Genomic DNA, 18,004 nt, shown 5'->3' with positions numbered 1-18,004 from the left:
TCATCCGGGCGGCCAAAGAAAGCGGGGCGGAAGCGGTCCATCCGGGTTACGGGCTTTTGTCCGAGAATGCGCCTTTTGCCCGGAAATGCATTGAGGCGGGGATCATTTTTATCGGGCCTTCTCCTGCAATCATTGCTGCGATGGGCAGCAAAATTGAAGCGCGCCGCACGATGAAAGCAGCAGGCGTGCCGGTGATTGAAGGCGTGGATGATCCGCTTGAAGATGAAGAAGCGGCGGTCCGGGCGGCTGAAAAAATCGGTTATCCCGCAATGCTGAAGGCTTCGGCAGGCGGCGGCGGAATCGGGATGCAGGTGGTCCAAAGCGAAAAAGAGCTGCGCAAAGCGTTTGCCGGCAACAAAAAACGGGCGGAAATGTTTTTCGGGGACGGCGCGATGTTCATTGAAAAATATATTGAAGAACCGCATCATGTAGAAATCCAGATTCTGGCAGACCAATATGGAAACGTTGTGCCGCTTATGGAGAGGGAATGTTCGATCCAGCGCCGCCACCAGAAAGTTGTCGAAGAAGCGCCATCGCCTTTTATCAGCGAAGCGACCCGGCAAAAGATGCTGGATGCGGCAGTGAAAGCAGCAACATCTATCGGCTATATAAATGCCGGCACGATAGAAATGATCGTGGACCGGGACCAGCATTTCTATTTTCTTGAGATGAATACAAGATTGCAAGTGGAACATCCGGTGACGGAAGAAATTACCGGGCTGGACATTGTGGAAGAGCAGTTGAAAGTCGCTTCAGGCGAACGCCTCACGATCACGAGGGAGACGCTCAAGCGAAACGGCCACGCGATTGAAGTGCGGATTTATGCCGAAGATCCGAAGACATTTCTGCCATCGCCGGGTAAAATTACGGCTTTCCGACTGCCGGAAGGTGAAGGCATCCGCAATGAGACGGCCGTGGAAGCAGGTTCTGAAGTGACTCCTTTTTACGACCCGATGATTGCAAAACTGATTGCCTGGGGCAGCTCGCGCGAAGAAGCTTGCAAAAGGATCAGGGATGCACTTTTAAACTATCAAGTGGAAGGGATTAAAACGAATATTTCAATGCTGATTGACACCGTCAGCCACGAACAATTTTTAAAAGGATATACTACCACGCATTTTGTCAATGACTTTTTAAAACAAGCGGAGTCCCGCAAGTAGGCGGATTCGAAAAGGGGGAGAATCCGAAAGAAAGTAGGGCCTGCCACCGGTTAAAGGAGGCAGGAAGACGATCCCGCCGTCATCTATTTTTAATAGGGACACAAAGATTTAAACCAAGCAGAGCTCTGGGAGTAAGATGACCAGATGGAGGAAGGGATCCGTCGGGTTCAAAGGTGAAAGGCGGGGAGCACCCGGGAGAACATACAAAAAGAACCCAACCATGTTCCAATTGTCAGTGACTTTTTAAACAGGAGGAAAAGCAGATGGAAATTACAGCAAGTATGGCAGGAAGTGTTTGGAAAGTGCTCGTAAAGGAAGGCGACCAGGTGAAGGAAGGCGACGATGTGGTCGTCCTTGAATCCATGAAAATGGAAATTCCGATTGCCGCCGAGGAAGACGGCACAGTCGTAAAAGTTCATGCTCGGGAAGGCGAGTTTGTCAACGAATCCGATGTGCTGGTGGAACTGGAGTAGCGCAATTTGAAGGAGGCGGGGATGTGAAGCTGCCTGAAAAAGTGACCGTGAAAGAAGTCGGACCGCGCGACGGGCTGCAAAATGAAAAGGCGGTCGTGGCGACAGAAGAAAAAATTGCATGGATCAACGCATTGTCAGATACGGGTCTGACGTACATCGAAGCAGGATCATTCGTCCGGCCGGAATGGATACCGCAGCTTGCCGATACCGGAGCGGTGCTGGAAAAAATCAGACGGAAGCCGGGCGTGACCTATGCCGCGCTTGTCCCGAACGTGAGGGGGCTTGAGCGGGCCTTAAATGCAGGTGTGGATGAAGTGAGCGTCTTCATGTCGGCAAGCGAAGGACATAACCTCCGCAACATTAATAAAACGATTGCGGAAACCTATCCGGTCTTGGAAAAAGTGGTGAAGGAAGCGAAAAACGCCGGGAAATCGGTAAGGGGATATATTTCGACGGTGATTGCCTGCCCGTATGACGGACCGGTTTCCCCAAAGCAAGTAAAAGAAGTGGCCGGCCGCTTGTTTGCGATGGGCGTGGATGAAATTTCTCTCGGGGATACGATCGGTGCCGGCGTGCCGACGGATGTTGAGCGGTTGCTCGGCGAACTGCTGAAGGATTTTCATGCAAGGCAACTGGCGATGCATTTCCACGATACAAGAGGGACGGCACTTGCGAATGTTGTCAAGTCGCTCGAAATGGGGATTACTGTTTTTGACAGCGCAGCAGGTGGCCTGGGCGGCTGCCCGTATGCGAAAGGGGCAGCCGGTAATGTCGCCACGGAAGATTTGCTGTACCTATTCGCGCAGATGGGCATTGAGACCGGCGTTGATCTTGGCCGCATCATCCAGGCCGCACAGCAGATTGAAAAAACGATCGGAAGGCCGCTTGCAAGCCACCAGATGGAAATTTACAGGATGGCAGGAGGAGCATAACGGGAACGTTTTGCCGGAAAAAGCAAAAGGCACTGGCGTGGTGATCCAGAACAGCCCGGAACCGCAAAACAGATTGCAAAGCCGATCGGAAGGGCGCTTGCAGGCAAACAGGCAGGAGGGGAAAAAGAACATGACAGGAACAGTTTTATTGGAAAAACAAGATGGCATCACCGTGATGACGTTGAACCGGCCGGAAGCTGCAAATGCATTATCCAAAGAAATGCTTTCGGATATGCATGAAGCTTTATCGGAAGTAAAAAAAGACCAGAGCACGCGCGTTGTGATCCTGACCGGCGCCGGGGAAAAAGTGTTTTGCGCCGGAGCGGATTTAAAAGAGCGGAAAGGCATGAACGAGGAAGAGGTGCTGCAGGCCGTACGGAAGATCGGTGCGGTTGTAAATGAAACGGCCGCGCTGCCCCAACCGGTAATTGCGGCGCTAAACGGGTCGGCATTCGGCGGTGGGCTGGAGCTGGCGCTGGCATGTGATCTTCGCATTGGCGCCCGCGAAGCAAAATATGGGCTTACCGAAACGTCGCTCGCGATCATCCCGGGAGCGGGCGGCACACAGCGGTTGCCAAGACTGATCGGGATTGGCAAAGCGAAAGAACTGATCTACACGGCGCGACGGCTGACTGCTGAAGAAGCAGCGGCAATCGGCCTGCTCGAATACGCTGTGCCGCGTGCAGCAGTAATCGAAAAAGCGTTTGAACTGGCGGGGGAAATGAAAAAAAACGGCCCCATTGCACTCAGGCAGGCAAAAACGGCCATCGACCACGGGACAGAAACCGGCCTTTTAGCAGGGCTGAAAATCGAAGAACTCGCCTACAACGCGCTCATTCCGACCGAAGACAGGCTCGAGGGCTTGCGGGCATTCGCGGAAAAGCGCGCCCCGGTATATAGAGGGAGGTAATGCAATGGACTACGAAAGCAAAAAAGCAGAGATTTTAAAGGGCGGAAAGGAAAAATACCACCAAAAAAACCGAGAACAGGGCAAATGGTTTGTCCGCGAACGCCTGCAAATGCTGCTGGATGACGGGCTCAAGGCCGAAGACGGGCTGTTTGCCAATGCCCTTGCGGGGGACCTGCCGGCAGACGGAGTTGTCACCGGGCTCGGAAAAATTGGCGGCCGCACCGTTTGCGTTATGGCCAACGATTCGACCGTAAAAGCCGGTTCATGGGGCTGGCGGACGGTCGAAAAAATCATCCGCATCCAGGAGACAGCCGCGAAACTCAACTGCCCCATTTTGTATCTCGTCGATTCCGCCGGGGCGCGGATTACCGATCAGATCGAGATGTTTCCGGGCAGAAGAGGGGCAGGGCGGATTTTTTACAACGAGGTGCATTTGTCCGGGAAAGTGCCGCAAATTTGCCTCTTGTTCGGGCCGTCTGCTGCCGGCGGAGCGTATATTCCCGCATTTTGCGATATTGTCGTAATGGTCGAGGGCAATGCGTCCATGTACTTAGGCTCGCCGCGGATGGCCGAGATGGTGATCGGTGAAAAAGTGACGCTCGAGCAGATGGGCGGCGCAAAAATGCACTGCACCGTTTCAGGTTGCGGCGATGTGCTTGTGAAAACGGAAGAAGAAGCGATCCGTTATGTGCAAAAATACTTAACCTATTTTCCGGACAATTTTTCCGAAAAGCCGGCAAGAACAGAAGCAAAAGCGCCGGCTGCGTTTGAAAAAACGATTGAGGAACTGATCCCGAAAAATGAAAATGCCCCGTTTGACATGTACCAGCTGATCGAGCGGATTGTGGATGAAGATTCAATCTGCGAGATTAAAAAGAAGTTTGCGCCCGAACTGATTACATGCCTCGCACGGATTGGCGGCCGGCCTGTCGGAATGATAGCAAATCAGCCGCGGGTGAAAGGCGGCGTGCTTTTCCACGACAGCGCCGATAAAGCGGCAAAATTTATCCATCTTTGTGATGCGTTCCATATTCCGCTTTTGTTTCTCGCGGATGTGCCCGGTTTCATGATCGGGACGCAGGTGGAGCGGGCCGGCATTATCCGCCACGGGGCCAAAATGATTTTTGCGATGAGCGAAGCAACCGTTCCGAAACTGTCCGTCATTGTCCGGAAAGCGTACGGTGCCGGCTTATACGCAATGGCGGGCCCGGCGTTTGAACCGGACTGCTGCATTGCGCTTCCGTCTGCATCGATTGCGGTCATGGGCCCGGAAGCCGCGGTCAATGCCGTATACGCCAATAAAATCGCCGCACTCCCGGAAGAAGAACGGCCGGCATTTTTCGCGGAAAAACGGGCGGAGTACGTGAAAGACATTGACATTTACCGGCTTGCTTCCGAACTGGTTGTGGACGCCGTCGTACCGGGCAACGAACTGCGGGAAGAACTCGAACGCCGGCTTGAAATGTACAGCGGGAAGAAGGAAGACTTTTCAAAACCAAAGCACCCGGTATACCCGGTTTGACCCAAAAAGCAGCTGCAGGCACGCAGCTGCTTTTCGATGTGGCTCCCGGAAAACAAAAATGGCAACGAAAAGAAACCGCATTGTGCGCTTTTCTTCCTTAAAACGGGGTATGAATGTATTATCAAATGCCAACGAGGAGGCGCATCTATGGAATTTCGGAAAGCCCATCTGGATGATCTTCACCATTTAATAGAGCTTAGAAAGCAGCAGCAAGTTGCCCAAGGCATCGAACCGAAGACGGACATTGATGCCGATTTGGAAAAGTTTTTTCAAAAGAAATTAAAAGAAGGCTCCATGGTCCAATGGCTTGCGGAAGTCGGAGGAGAAATCGTTGCCTGTGGGGCCGTCATTTTTTACGAATTTCCGCCGAGTTATGTGAATAAAAGCGGGAAGAAAGCCTATATTACAAATGTTTATACAAAAGAAGAATACCGCGGCCAGGGGATCGCGAAAGAATTGATGGAAAAACTGGTTGATGAGGTGAAAAAGGCTGGCATCTCCAACATCTGGCTTGGCGCTTCGGAAATGGGCAAGCCATTGTATAAAAAATTCGGTTTCCAGGAAGTGGATGAATGGATGGAACTGCATTTATGATGACATGAGAAAATGAGAAAAACCGGTAATCCGATTCCCAATTCTATTTTTCCTTTTCATTTTATTGTGAAGATTATATAATATTTTAAAGGAGTCGGAAAAAATGTCTGATTTTGTTCACGATACAACTTCCAATGTTTATTCAGATGGAAGTCATGAATATTTAAAAAATCAATTCCTAAATATTAAAAATAAATTTCAGTTAAAAGATCAACAATTAGCTACTCTATTTGGGATTTCCGATGAGAAAACTACAAAAATTCTCTCTGGAAAGCCATCTACTTTGATGAAGGAGAGTTAAAAAGAATCCATTATTGTTTACCGTTTTTAAGTACAGGATTCTCTTTTATAGACTCAAAAGAGAGAGTGAGAGCGATAATAGAGGCTAATTTGATAGGAGATTATAATCTTTCCTATGAAACATTAGGTAAGTATGCCAATGTGCCTTGTGATGTGCTTAAAGCTTTTTTTGAAGGAAATGATCATATTGATGTTGATCATTTGATGAATATTTGTGTGAATTTGTTAATGCTATCTTTTGTTTTAAGACCCGAACTTTAATTCATTGTTTACCGATCAAGTTCTATCCTTGGCTTCTTCTGAGGACAATTTGGTTATCCCTGACTTTGATTCGATTTGTCCAAAGGAACGCTTAGAAAATAAGGCCTTACATTTCCGTGCCTTCCAAAGTGTATTTTTTGAACTTCCCCATTTGCCGGTCTATACTTAAAATAGTAAGGAGGAATGTACGATGTATGAAATTGCCATTATTGGAGCTGGTCCGGCCGGGGCAAGTGCCGCCATTTTTACGGCCAAAGCCGGGAAAAGCACAGTGCTTTTTGATGGTGGCACGAGCGCTACCAAGCGGGCTTTGCTGAAAAATCACTACGGCGTAACAGAAATAACCGGACCAGACCTGGTCGAAACCGGTAAAAAACAGGCAGCGCAATTCGGGGCCGAACTGGTCGACGAAAAAGTCGAATCAATTGAAAAAACGGAAAATGGTTTTACCATTAAAACAGAACAAGGGTCGTACGAAAGCAAATACGTTATTCTTGCAACCGGCATGATTGCAAGCCTCGGGGAAGCCCTTGGCGTCAAAACCAAACCGGCAACAGAACCACGCGTAAAAACCGTTTTTGCAGTGGATGCGCAAGGAAAAACGAATGTCCCGAATGTATGGGCATGCGGCACGGTTGCCGGCGTCTCCATGCACACCATTATCACAGCAGGCGACGGCGCTAAAGTGGCTGTCAACCTCATCAGTGAAATCGACGGCAAACGCTGGGTCGACCACGATGTTTTAGGAAAATAAGCCGTTGTAAACGAACCGGGCAAAATTCCGCCCGGTTTTCGTTTGCTTTTTTTCAATGTGGGCTGGAACTGAAAAGAATTCGTCGCAGATCAAGCATTCTGACATGCTTATTGTTTTTCCAAAATCAAACCACCCCCTGCAAAGCCGGGCACTGGGGATGCAGCCGGTACACGCGGGATTCAGGCAATCATCAAACCTTTTTTGCGTAAAGCCGTCTTTCCTATTCCATGGGAGGATTGTTAAAAATGGAATTTATGATTACAATAGATAAAAATATCCAAAAAAATAAACCGAATTTTTAAAAAACGGGGAGTTGAGGTTCATGTATCGAATTTTTCAATATGGATTTGTGATGGCGTTTACAGGACTATGTATGATGTTTTTGGTTCATCTTGTTGATGGTTATTCAACTGTAGAGCTCGGAAACTCGCTGATTAGTCAAATATTATTGATTCCAAGATTTTTTTTGATTTTTGGTATATTATTATTGATTCTCTCTTTCATTATTTGGTTTAGAAATTGGGCGAAATCTAAGGCAAAAAAAATTTCATGAGTTTTAAAGTAGAGTAGGCTTAGTTGGGCCTGCTTTTTTTGCGGCGAGCATCTGTATTCTGAATAAGTGAGGATGTTATTGCGATAAACACGGCTCCCGAAACCAGGAAAACAATCGGGTCAAATTATAATTCCAAAAAACGGTATTAGCCAACAATAGGTATGTTATTTGTAAAATGATTTAGAAAGAATCTGCCAAAATGTACCACTATCTTTTCTGTTGAACTTATAGTAAAATAAACTGTTAGCACATAGAAAGGAGGCAAACGTCATGGCAAAGAAATCGATGATTGTCAAACAAAAACGTGAGCCGAAATTTAAAGTTCAGGCTTACACACGCTGCGAGCGGTGCGGGCGTCCTCATTCGGTATACCGCAAATTCAAACTTTGCCGCATCTGTTTCCGGGAACTTGCGTATAAAGGCGAGATTCCGGGCGTAAAGAAATCCAGCTGGTAAGCCTTCCCCGCTCCCCTTTTTCGGGGCACGGGATACATATCCCCGTTCTTTCCGCATCTTTGTAAATTCTTTAATCCCTCTTCATCATAATTTAACAAATCGGTGGTACTCTAAAATCAGCGGGGATGGCAAGCGTGGCCATCATCGGTACACCGCGTAGGCGGAGCGGGTACCTTGATTTCCAGTACAGCCGGCATGTTTACTTGGAAATCCAAAAGCTTTCCCTTCTAATTTTTTTAAAAGGAATTTCGGCATGCGTGCAGAAATTTTTCTTTTATAGAAAATGAAAAAAGGGGGAGGACATATGAAAATGTCGTCATAGGCAAAACCTTTTATGACGAGGTATGTGTCAAGTTTTTCTCGATTGTGAGATGTTGAAGGCAGCCTTCCAATGCGATTGAGAAAATTTTTATACATATGAGACAGTTGTCAAAACTGAATGGTTAGATTTTATGCCAACGCTCCATTCCAATATGCTACTATTAAACCAAAGCATTTGGAACGGAGCAATGGCAATGGACACGAAACAAGACTTTTTCACCCGTAAAAAAGAGGAGTCCGGAATTGTGCTGAATGCAGTGCAGCAAGAGGCCGTAAAGCAAACGGAAGGTCCGCTTTTGCTTTTGGCTTCCCCCGGCTCCGGAAAAACGACGACAATCATCATGCGGATCGGCTATTTAATTGAAGAAAAAGGGGTGGCGCCTGCACGGATTAAAGCCATTACGTTCAGCCGGGCCGCTGCCGCTGACATGAAAGACCGGTTCCAAAAGCTTTTTCCGAATCTTCCGCCCGTTGATTTTTCAACGATCCACAGCCTTGCTTTTGAACTCGTCCGCGTATTTTTCAGACGGACCAATGTCCCTTTCTTGCTGATTGAAGGCGAGGCGGGACCGTACCAGAAGAAAAAAATTTTGCGGAATGTGTACAAGGCCATTCATGGAGAGAAGATCACGGAAGACCAGCTGGAGGAACTGCAGACGTATATCAGCTACATCAAAAACAAGATGATCCCGCCTAAAAAATGGGGGAAGGTTGCGACGAGTGTGCCGGAAGCTGCCCGGATTTTAAAGGAGTATGAGACGTTTAAAAAGCAGGGCACCGGACAGCTGCTTCTTGATTTTGATGATATGCTGATATATGCGAATGAAATATTAAGGCGTGATCCGGATCTTCTCCGTATGTATCAGGGGCGTTATGACTATGTGCTGACGGATGAGAGCCAGGATACGTCCATGGTACAGCATGCCATTGTTGAAAAGCTTGTGCGGCGGCATCGCAATTTGTGCGTTGTCGCCGATGATGACCAGTCGATATACAGCTGGCGGGGTGCGGAGCCGTCCTACTTGCTGAATTTTAAAAAAGTGTATCCGGATGCGAAAATTTTATTTATGGAACAAAATTACCGGTCATCTCAAGAGGTTGTTACGGCTGCCAACCAGTTTATCAAGCGCAACAAGCACCGCTATGACAAAAACATGTTCACGGAAAACCCGCCTGCCGGGCCGATCCGGTTTGTGCGTCTCCCGGATTATAAATACCAGGCAAAATATTTGGCCCAGAACATTGTCGTTTCCGAAAATTTTTCAGAAATTGCCGTGCCGCAGAACCCGAATGCCATTAAGGACGCATCCGCTTTTGTGGCCGGTAAAAAAATCCAGCACCGTGTGTTTGGTCATGGTGAAATTGTTGATATTGATGGTGACACCCTTGCCATCCGGTTTGAAAAACGGACGATAAAACTGTCTGCCCTCACCTGCATCGAAAAAGGGCTGCTCGAGGAAGCCGATCTGTAATCGTGTGTGGAAAAACGGAAGCGGATATAAAAAATGCCGGGAATTTCCCGGCATTTTTTATATCCCTGACCGCCGCAACAGAGGCAAGAGATAATTCAGCGATCACGTCCTGTGCCTCTTTTCACTGAATTGGAACGCCCCAGGCCATTTGGATGACTGCAACAAAGGTGCCAACCGGCGGGATCCCGTGCAAATCGGAGCAGGAAATTCTTTGCTGTTTGGCAGCATTCCCAATTTTTACTGCTCGCGGATGCTGTTTTCTTGCAGTTTTCTTTTTTTCCTCCAAATCAGCAGCTGTTCTGTCAAAATGCCGACCACAGATCCAAGGATTAAGCCGTTGTTTAAAAAAGTAGCGATCATCATTGGCAAATGTTCGGTCGCATGAGCCGGCAAAAACATCGCCCCGATTCCGACCAGGAAGGAGATGCCTGCTGTTGTGTGGGCAATCTCTTTGTCCGGGCTTTTTTCAAGATCATTTAAGGCAAGGCCAACCAATTGTGTGAAGACCACAAAGGTAACGGCATAACCAACCGGCGCGGGAATCGCAGACATGATATGCACGAGCGGTGGCAGCAGAGCAATGATGGAAACGAAACAAGCACCATACAAAAATGGTTTCAGCACTTTTATACCGGTTTGTGCAACATAGCCTGCCGCTGCTGCAATCGGAACCGCACCGACAGCGGAAAAGATGCCGGCAAGCAGCTGGTTGATGCCGGATATGAACAGACTGCTCCGCACCCGCTCTTGGCGGACTCCCGTCACATTTCCCATGACGCGCACAGACGTAATCATATTCGCAGTTAACAAAAGCCCGATGAATACACCGGTTGTGACGGCACCGGAATCAAAACGCGGTTTTCCAAAATCAAACACAGCGGGAAGAGAGAACCAGCTTTCCCCAAATGTAATAGCCGGTGCTTCACCGAAAAGCACGAACAAAATCCAGCCGCAAATCAAGCCGAGCATGATCGAATATTGCTTGACCCACGGTTTCTTTACATGGCCAAAATAGAATGTAAGCAATACGGTGACAAGGCTCAAAACAGCAACAAGCGGCCGGACTTCCTGATGGGCACCCGTAATGCCGAGCATCCCTTTCATAAAAGAGCCGCTCAACTGCAGCACCAACAACAGCAAATAAATAAATGTCACTACCGGCGTAAACAGTTTATTTAATTGGTCCACAAGTCCGGTAAAAGCGAGCAGGAAGAAAAAGATGCCGGTTACAATCAGTGCGCCTGCCAAATATTGCAGAGATTCAGTGCTTGAACTATACAAGCTGCCGACAAGCCCTGCATAAATGGCAAACACGCTCCACCACAACCCGGCCGGCCCTTCATTGATGGGCATTCTGTGGCCGAAAATTCCTTGCAAAAGGCCGCCGATCCCGAGTACAAAAAGCGTCCGCTGCACAAACAGGGCAGTCTCACCTGCACTGAAATGGAAAGCATCCGCAATGGCAATCGGGGCCGCGATCGACCCGGCGATCATAAATGCCATCCATTGCAGCGACGAAATCAATGTTTTCATAGACACACCGTTCTTTCCGTTCAAAAAATGGAAAATACCAGTAAATATAATTATAGCAAAACAGGTTTTACATTTTAAACATAATACACTTTGCGGACGAGGGAGGGATAGCGGGCATGGCGGATAGCGGCATAAACAGGGGTTGCAAACCGGACGGGGCGCGGGTTAAGCCATGTTTTTTGCCTCTATTTAAATGATATATATGTGGCAGGGGCTAAGCTATGTTTGGATCCGCAAAAAATTTCTGGGCGATCTTCATGCAGAACGCTTTTTGTTTGTCACTAAAAGAGTTGCGGCTGCCTTTACTTAGGCATGCTATCTCGAAAAAAATTATGATGGATAATTTTTGCTGGTGCTACGTGGTAGCGGCATGGCCGGTTATGTTGAGGAAGCGAGGTCAAAAGGTGTTGTTTCTTAACATAGAGCGCGTCTACGTTAAGAAAGCGAGCGAAAATAGCTTTGTTTCTTAACATAGAGGTCGGCTACGTTAAGGAAGCGAGCGAAAATTGCGTTGTTCCTTAACATAGAGTACGTCTACGTGAAGAAAGCGAGAAAAAAAGGTGTTGTTTCTTAACATAGAGGCTGTCTACGTAAAGGAAGCGAGGTAAAAAGACATTGTTCCTTAACATAGTGCACGTCTACATTAAGGAAGCGAGCAAAAAAAGTGTTGTTTCTTAACATAGAGCCCGTCTACGTTAAGAAAGCGAGCAAAAAAGACGTTGTTCCTTAACATAGAGTCCGTCTACGTTAAGGAAGCGAGGTCAAAAGGCGTTGTTCCTTAACATAGAGCCCGTCTACGTAAAGGAAGCGAGCGAAAAAGGTGCTGTTTCTTAACATAGAGCCCGTCTACGTTAAGGAAGCAAGCAAAAAAGACGTTGTTTCTTAACATAGAGTGCGTCTACATTAAGGAAGCGAGGTAAAAAGACATTGTTCCTTAACATAGAGCATGTCTACATTAAGGAAGCGAGAAAAAATTATATTGTTCCTTAACATAGAGGCCGTCTACGTTAAGAAAGTTCGGTAAAAAGATGTTGTTTCTTAACATAGAGGTCGTCTACGTAAAGGAAGCGCGGTAAAAAGACGTTGTTTCTTAACATAGAGCGCCTCTACATTAAGGAAGCGAGCAAAAAAGGCACTGTTCCTTCAAATAGAAGCGTCTATGTTCATTCTTTGCCAAAATTTGTTTGGGTAAAAACAATCCGGGCAATGGATCCCTTGCCCGAAAACATTCCTTATTCTGTGACGCTTACGCTGGCGCTGGCAACTGCCCGTTTGTGTCTTCTGATTGTATAGAAAATGAGGATGGCCCATATTGCCGCAATGGCTGTATAGGTAACGCCGTACCAGCCGCTACCGGCGCCCGCCATTTTTAATAAAGTTTGCACGTTGCTGAACACAATCATGCCGCTGACAATGACAGCCAGCAAATGAGCCGGTAAAATTTTAACCAGATAGGCTGCAATCGGCGCGGCGATCAGGCCGCCAAGCATGAGGGCGATCGTCCAAATCCAGTTAATTTGCATAGCGCCGAGGGATAAGAGGAAACCGATGCTTGATGCCAAGGATACAGCAAATTCACTAGTATCCACCGAGCCGATCACTTTCCGCGGTTCGATGTCATTTCTGGACAGCAAAGCCGGTGTGGCGATAGGGCCCCAGCCGCCGCCCCCCGTTGCATCAAAAAATCCTGCGACAAAGCCAAGTGGGATAAAAAATATGTTTGACCTGGTTTGCTTTTTGACTTTCGACGCCCCGCGCGTATTGAACAGAAACCGGGTAAGAATATAGAGGCCAAGGGCGATCAGAAAAATAGAAATGTACGGTTTTAATGTGCTTGCAGGAAGATGGCTAAGCACGGTTGCCCCGAGAAAGGCGCCGACAGCTCCAGGTACAACCAGTTTCCAAATGATCCCTTTATCGACATTCCCAAATTTCATATGTGAAACTCCGGAAGCCGCCGTTGTAAAAACTTCCGCCAAATGCACAGAAGCTGACGCGACAGCCGGCGCAATCCCGAAAGCTAGCAAAAGTGAGGTTGAAGTCACCCCGTAACCCATTCCAAGAGATCCATCCACCAATTGCGCGGCAAGGCCGACAAGTGCTAAGACAATTAATTTTTGCATGTTCAAGTTCCTCGCTTTCTTCATTCATAAATTTAATTCATCCTGATGTAGAGGAATTATACGCATCAGGGCCTATCCTGGTTCAAACGGCCGGCCTTGCAGAAATAAAAAACTTTCCGCCATTTTTACGGAAAGACAGCGAGTAAAGGATAAGCGCTTATCTTTCAAAATGGTACCCATTTTGCTGGAATTGGCACCTTGCTGCTCGCTGCAGGTTGCCGGACTTCATCGGGCCAGATCCCTCCGTCGCTCTTGATAAGTTATTTGTTGTTTAAAATTTTATCAGAAAATAAATGGAAGTCAATATAATTATTGCAAGTTTTTTTATCGGATTTATCCGAATGGAGGGATAAAGAAAAAAACTCCCTATCAGATCACGCTCTGTCGGGAGTTTTTTTTCTTTACGCTGATTGGTTTTTTTAAAGCAGGTTCAGAACCAGGCGGGGCATCATGGCCGCTTTCATTTGCTTCACAAAACGAAAAAGAGTCCAAACGGGTTGGCGTGCCGCCCATTCTGGCAGTTTGACACGCCGTGCACACCGTGTCTGTCCTCTCACCGCCAAGGGAACCGGTTTTATCAACACCGCTTGTTTGTGCTCGCTTATCGCGCAGTTGTATTTCTGTCCTCTCCCTGCCCAAAAGACCGGTTTTATCAACACAGCCGGCTGGAGCCTATTCCTTTCCTTTGATTCTCAGTGACAGGACGACGAGCACGATTAAAATAGCAAGGCAGACGCTTATTCCAATCGGGTTTCCGCCGCCCAGCAAAAAGGACAGGAAAATGCCTGCCAGTGCAAGCAGCGCAATCCAGACCATGAAAGGATACCCTTTTACACGGAAGGAAGGCAATTTTGCATACGACTTCCGGAGCCGCAGTTCGGCTGCGCAGATGGCGATCCAAACAAGGACGACGGTAAATCCCGGGATGGTCATCAAATAGCTGATGACCTCATTCGGCGTAAGATAGGCCAGAATCACGCCGGCTAAAATAAACAGTGAGGTCAGCAAAATACTAATGAGCGGGACGCCTTTCCGGGAAATTTTTAAAAAGGCGTGCGGCGCTTCTCCGGACTGTGCCATGTTAAACAGTGTGCGTGAAGTGGCATAAATGCCGGAATTGGCGGCAGAAAGAACGGCCGTCAAGAGCACAAAATTCATCACATGGGCGGCAGCGGGGATCCCTGTGCGGCTGAATACCTGTACAAACGGGCTTTCCACGGAAGAAACCTGATTCCACGGGACAATGCCACAAATGACCAGGATTGGCAAAATATAAAAAAGCATGACACGAATAACGGTCTGTTTAATCACACGCGGCAACACTTTCTCGCTGTCTTTTGTTTCCGAAACGGTAACGCCGATCAGTTCCGCCCCGCCGTATGAAAACATAACGATCAGAAAAGCATTGAACGTACCGTGAAGCCCGTTCGGAAAAAAGCCGCCGTGCGCGGTATAGTTGGACAGCGTGGAAGATGTCCCGGGGAATAAACCGAATAAAATCAGCGCACCAAGCAGGATAAAAACGATCAACGTGATAATTTTAATGCCGGCAATCCAAAATTCAAATTCGCCGTAGTACTTCACTTCAATTAAATTGATGCCGACCATGAAAGCAGCACAGAGCAAACTGAGCAGCCACAATGGCGCGTGGGGAATCCAGAATTGCAGGAAGCTCCCGGCTGCAAGCAGTTCCACAACTGTCACAATGACCCAGTTGATCCAGTACAGCCAGCCAATAATGAAAGAAACCCGGCTGCCGAACGCTTTGTGGATCAGATTTTGGACGTTGAGGCCGGGGTGGACGAGCGCCATTTCCCCAAGCGCTGACATGACAATGAATAAAAGTACGCCGCCGATCAGGTAAGAAACGGCAACACTTGGGCCGGCAAGGCTGACGGTATCGGAGCTGCCTTTAAAAATGCCGGTTCCGATCATCCCGGCCAATGCGATGAACTGGACATGCCTTGGTGATAAGCCTTTTTGCAAATGATGTTGGTTTTTTTCCATTTCTATCAATCTCACTTTTCTGTTTTAGATAAACGCTTTTCAGTGCTAAAGCATTTATTCTATTTTAGCAGAAAAAAAGGAATATTGATATACAAAAAAATGGAATCGCCGGATGACAGATCCACCCTCATTTCACACCAAAGCAAAATGCAAAAAACGGCGGGACACCACTCATCGTAGTATCTCGCCGTTCTGTTTAATATGTGTCCCGGGATGGTTGCCGAAGCGCTGAATATCCATATTTGAACATGTCGTTCTATTTAACTTGTGCTCCGCGATGGGCCGAAAGAAGAGGAAAATGCGCGGACGGATCCCCTATTCAGCTTACTTTTTATCAAACCCTTGTCGTTCTACAAATTCCTTCATAAAAACGCGCGACGGTTCTTTAAAAAATTGTGCCATTTGGCCTGTCCAGGTATCGTTCCTTTTTCCGTTTGTGCGTTTTGTATAATATTGCGAAACCGTTTCATTGTATTCCTTCAGATCGCGCAAAAGACGTTCATCATCCGGATATTCATCTTCAAAATAAACATGCTCAGCCGCCATGCGTGGTTTTTTCGCAGACGGATCGGCCGGATAGCCGATTGTCATTGCAAATAGCGGAAGGACATATTGCGGGATTTTCAAAAGTTCGGCCACTTCTGGCAGCCTGTTGCGCAAGCCTCCGACATAACAAATGCCAAGCCCCATCGATTCCGCAGCGAGCGCGGCATTTTGCGCAGCCAGTGCAGTGTCGATGAGCGCGACCATAAATTTTTCCGTTGTCTCAAGTGTATCTTGCGCCTCTACGCCTTCCATTTGTGCCGCAAGTTCATGTTTATGGAGATCGGCACAGAAAATGAGCAGATGGCCGCATGTTCCGACATGTCGGTTCCCGGTCAGTTCTGCTAGCTTTTGCTTCCGCCCGGGATCCTGAATGCCGAGAATCGTATAGGCCTGGACAAAATGAGAAGTGGCGGCTGCCTGCGCGGATTCCACAATCAGGCGGATTTGTTCATCAGATAGCGGCCGGTCTTCATAATGGCGGATCGACCGGTGATTGAGAATCGTTTCAATGATGGTATTCATTCCTTTACACTCCTGTCTTTGGTGAGTCCACTGTATGTTCAAATATAGCACAGAAAAAAACGGCCGGCATGAAAGGTGCTTGTTGTCCAGCATGGCCACAATGATCTGCCAAAAAATATTTTGATTAAGGCTAAATTAACCTATTTTCGCTTTGGTATACCCAAATTGAACTTCGAGTATGTTCATGCGGAGGGCGGAAGAACATTTTACCCTTCTCCATTATTTATATATCCGCCTTTATGATGCCAGGGGGGGCGAAGTCAGTGAAGGCGTTCGATTTCATTTTGCACAAACGTAATTGTCGCATGCTGCTATATCGCGCCGGCCGAACCTCTGAAGTCCCGGAATTTCCGTCCGATGAAAAAAACACTGCAACCCTGATCCGGAGGGCTGCAGTGTTTTTTGCTATTCGAAATTAAGCTGATAGTCTTCCGATTTGATCATCTTTAATTTTTTTGAAAAAACATAAATGAATCCGACATTTAAGATAAACGGCAGCACAAAGAAAGTGCTCAGCATAATGGCAATATTTTTCGCAGTCCAGCCGCCTTCAGCAAGATGCATGAAATTGAGCGGGCCGACTAAGCCCGACAACCCGAATCCTGCACTGTAAGGCGTGCCCTGAATATGAAAGACGCCGGCGAGCGCACCGAGAACGGCAGCAGTGATGAGCATCGGGAAAGCAATTTTCGGTTTCATAAAGAAGTTTCGCATCTGAATTTTCGGCGAGCCAAGTACATGGGCAAGGGCGGTACCGAGCGAGTTGGCTTTATAGCTGGCGATGGCAAGCCCGACCCCGGCGGCACAAATGCCAAGATTTGCCGCCCCTGAACTGACACCTGAAAGCATAATAACGGTTGCTACGCCGACTGTTGAAATCGGCGATAAAATAATCAGGCAAAAAATGACGGCAATAATGGCGCCCATTACGACAGGCTGCATGCTTGTCACATGTGCCACCCCGACGCCGACCAGCCCGGTAGCCGCTTTAATAAATGGCAAAATTGTAAGTCCGATCATGCCCGGTATTAAAATACTCAATGTCGGGACCAGGAGGATGGAATAAGCCTTTAACCTTGTTCCGACCCACTTGACGAATAAAACCGCCAATGCCGCTGTAATCCCTGTATTGATGACAATCCCGATCCCGTTTAAAGCAAATGCACCGGCAGCCGTTTTCTGGATCGCGCCGCTCCCAACCATTGCGGCAATGCCGACACTTGCAATTTGGATCGGTGTCAATTGAAAGGTAATGCCGACCATAACGCCAATCAATACAGGCAGCATGCTCATGATGATAACGGTTGCATCAACAACATGCTGCAAATAAGGCGCATGCGGGATAATCAGTTTCAATATCTCCCCGAGTAAGGCGTTTGGGATCAGAGAAACGACAATGCCTATGCTCATTCCGTTTAACAGTTTGCTAAAGAAATCTTTCATTATTGGAAGCCCCCATTTTGTTTTGACCTCGCTGCTGACGCTGCCGGATAAGCGCCGATGCTTGTCTGTTTGCGTATGATTATATAAAACATTCAGATTATAGTCAACAAAAATTTTTAATA

At 47.6% G+C, this 18,004-nt stretch carries 15 protein-coding genes, 1 pseudogene and 1 riboswitch; of the genes and pseudogenes, 11 read left to right on the top strand and 5 right to left on the bottom strand.

Annotation, left to right across the window (positions count from 1 at the left end):
* The 11 genes and pseudogenes from P9687_RS02250 to P9687_RS02205 all read left to right on the top strand — a co-directional run.
* On the top strand, window positions 1–1,160 hold a 1,160-nt coding region (locus P9687_RS02250; RefSeq protein WP_328228857.1), incomplete at its 5' end, for an acetyl-CoA carboxylase biotin carboxylase subunit.
* Between the two features lie 263 nt (window positions 1,161–1,423).
* On the top strand, window positions 1,424–1,633 hold the full coding sequence (locus P9687_RS02245) for an acetyl-CoA carboxylase biotin carboxyl carrier protein subunit (protein WP_071452114.1): 210 nt from the start codon (window positions 1,424–1,426) through the stop codon (window positions 1,631–1,633).
* Window positions 1,634–1,656: 23 nt separating this feature from the next.
* Entirely contained in the window at window positions 1,657–2,565 is a 909-nt protein-coding gene (locus P9687_RS02240) for a hydroxymethylglutaryl-CoA lyase (protein WP_328228496.1), read from the top strand.
* A 130-nt stretch (window positions 2,566–2,695) separates the two neighbouring features.
* Window positions 2,696–3,475: an enoyl-CoA hydratase gene (locus tag P9687_RS02235; RefSeq protein WP_328228179.1), complete on the top strand. Its 780-nt coding sequence runs from the start codon at window positions 2,696–2,698 to the stop codon at window positions 3,473–3,475.
* 4 nt (window positions 3,476–3,479) lie between these two features.
* Complete coding sequence (locus tag P9687_RS02230) at window positions 3,480–4,997, top strand: acyl-CoA carboxylase subunit beta (protein WP_017551845.1); 1,518 nt, start codon at window positions 3,480–3,482, stop codon at window positions 4,995–4,997.
* Window positions 4,998–5,144: 147 nt separating this feature from the next.
* Window positions 5,145–5,591 carry a GNAT family N-acetyltransferase gene (locus tag P9687_RS02225; RefSeq protein ID WP_035188632.1) on the top strand — a complete coding sequence of 149 codons (447 nt, stop codon included), beginning with the start codon at window positions 5,145–5,147 and terminating at the stop codon, window positions 5,589–5,591.
* A 103-nt stretch (window positions 5,592–5,694) separates the two neighbouring features.
* Window positions 5,695–5,892 carry a hypothetical protein gene (locus tag P9687_RS02220; protein ID WP_328228497.1) on the top strand — a complete coding sequence of 66 codons (198 nt, stop codon included), beginning with the start codon at window positions 5,695–5,697 and terminating at the stop codon, window positions 5,890–5,892.
* A complete protein-coding gene (locus P9687_RS17285) occupies window positions 5,868–6,152 on the top strand; it encodes an HTH domain-containing protein (RefSeq protein ID WP_428832241.1) in 285 nt (94 codons plus the stop codon). Before P9687_RS02220 ends, P9687_RS17285 begins: the two co-directional genes overlap by 25 nt.
* A gap of 190 nt (window positions 6,153–6,342) precedes the next feature.
* On the top strand, window positions 6,343–6,906 hold the full coding sequence (locus tag P9687_RS02215) for an FAD-dependent oxidoreductase (protein WP_035188636.1): 564 nt from the start codon (window positions 6,343–6,345) through the stop codon (window positions 6,904–6,906).
* Window positions 6,907–7,729: 823 nt separating this feature from the next.
* Window positions 7,730–7,915: a type Z 30S ribosomal protein S14 gene (locus tag P9687_RS02210; protein WP_013860453.1), complete on the top strand. Its 186-nt coding sequence runs from the start codon at window positions 7,730–7,732 to the stop codon at window positions 7,913–7,915.
* Window positions 7,916–8,430: 515 nt separating this feature from the next.
* Window positions 8,431–9,520, top strand: a pseudogene (locus tag P9687_RS02205) (ATP-dependent helicase); the annotation flags it as partial.
* 425 nt (window positions 9,521–9,945) lie between these two features.
* On the opposite strand, the gene P9687_RS02200 reads toward P9687_RS02205, so the two are convergent.
* From P9687_RS02200 to P9687_RS02180, 5 genes are all read right to left on the bottom strand, one after another.
* Complete coding sequence (locus tag P9687_RS02200) at window positions 9,946–11,241, bottom strand: purine/pyrimidine permease (protein ID WP_328228498.1); 1,296 nt, start codon at window positions 11,239–11,241, stop codon at window positions 9,946–9,948.
* Window positions 11,242–12,473: 1,232 nt separating this feature from the next.
* Window positions 12,474–13,388: a sulfite exporter TauE/SafE family protein gene (locus P9687_RS02195; RefSeq protein ID WP_429892655.1), complete on the bottom strand. Its 915-nt coding sequence runs from the start codon at window positions 13,386–13,388 to the stop codon at window positions 12,474–12,476.
* A gap of 130 nt (window positions 13,389–13,518) precedes the next feature.
* A riboswitch (SAM riboswitch) is annotated at window positions 13,519–13,626 on the bottom strand.
* 410 nt (window positions 13,627–14,036) lie between these two features.
* Window positions 14,037–15,371: an amino acid permease gene (locus tag P9687_RS02190; RefSeq protein ID WP_061577449.1), complete on the bottom strand. Its 1,335-nt coding sequence runs from the start codon at window positions 15,369–15,371 to the stop codon at window positions 14,037–14,039.
* Between the two features lie 324 nt (window positions 15,372–15,695).
* Window positions 15,696–16,439, bottom strand: a complete 744-nt coding sequence (nfsA, locus tag P9687_RS02185; RefSeq protein WP_061577450.1) for an oxygen-insensitive NADPH nitroreductase — start codon at window positions 16,437–16,439, stop codon at window positions 15,696–15,698.
* A gap of 405 nt (window positions 16,440–16,844) precedes the next feature.
* Window positions 16,845–17,882 carry a PTS transporter subunit IIC gene (locus P9687_RS02180; RefSeq protein ID WP_035183640.1) on the bottom strand — a complete coding sequence of 346 codons (1,038 nt, stop codon included), beginning with the start codon at window positions 17,880–17,882 and terminating at the stop codon, window positions 16,845–16,847.
* Window positions 17,883–18,004 lie beyond the last annotated feature (122 nt).

This window comes from Weizmannia sp. CD-2023, assembly GCF_036225245.1.
GTDB lineage: Bacteria > Bacillota > Bacilli > Bacillales > Bacillaceae_C > Weizmannia > Weizmannia faecalis.
This window is presented reverse-complemented; position numbering and strand designations above follow the sequence as displayed.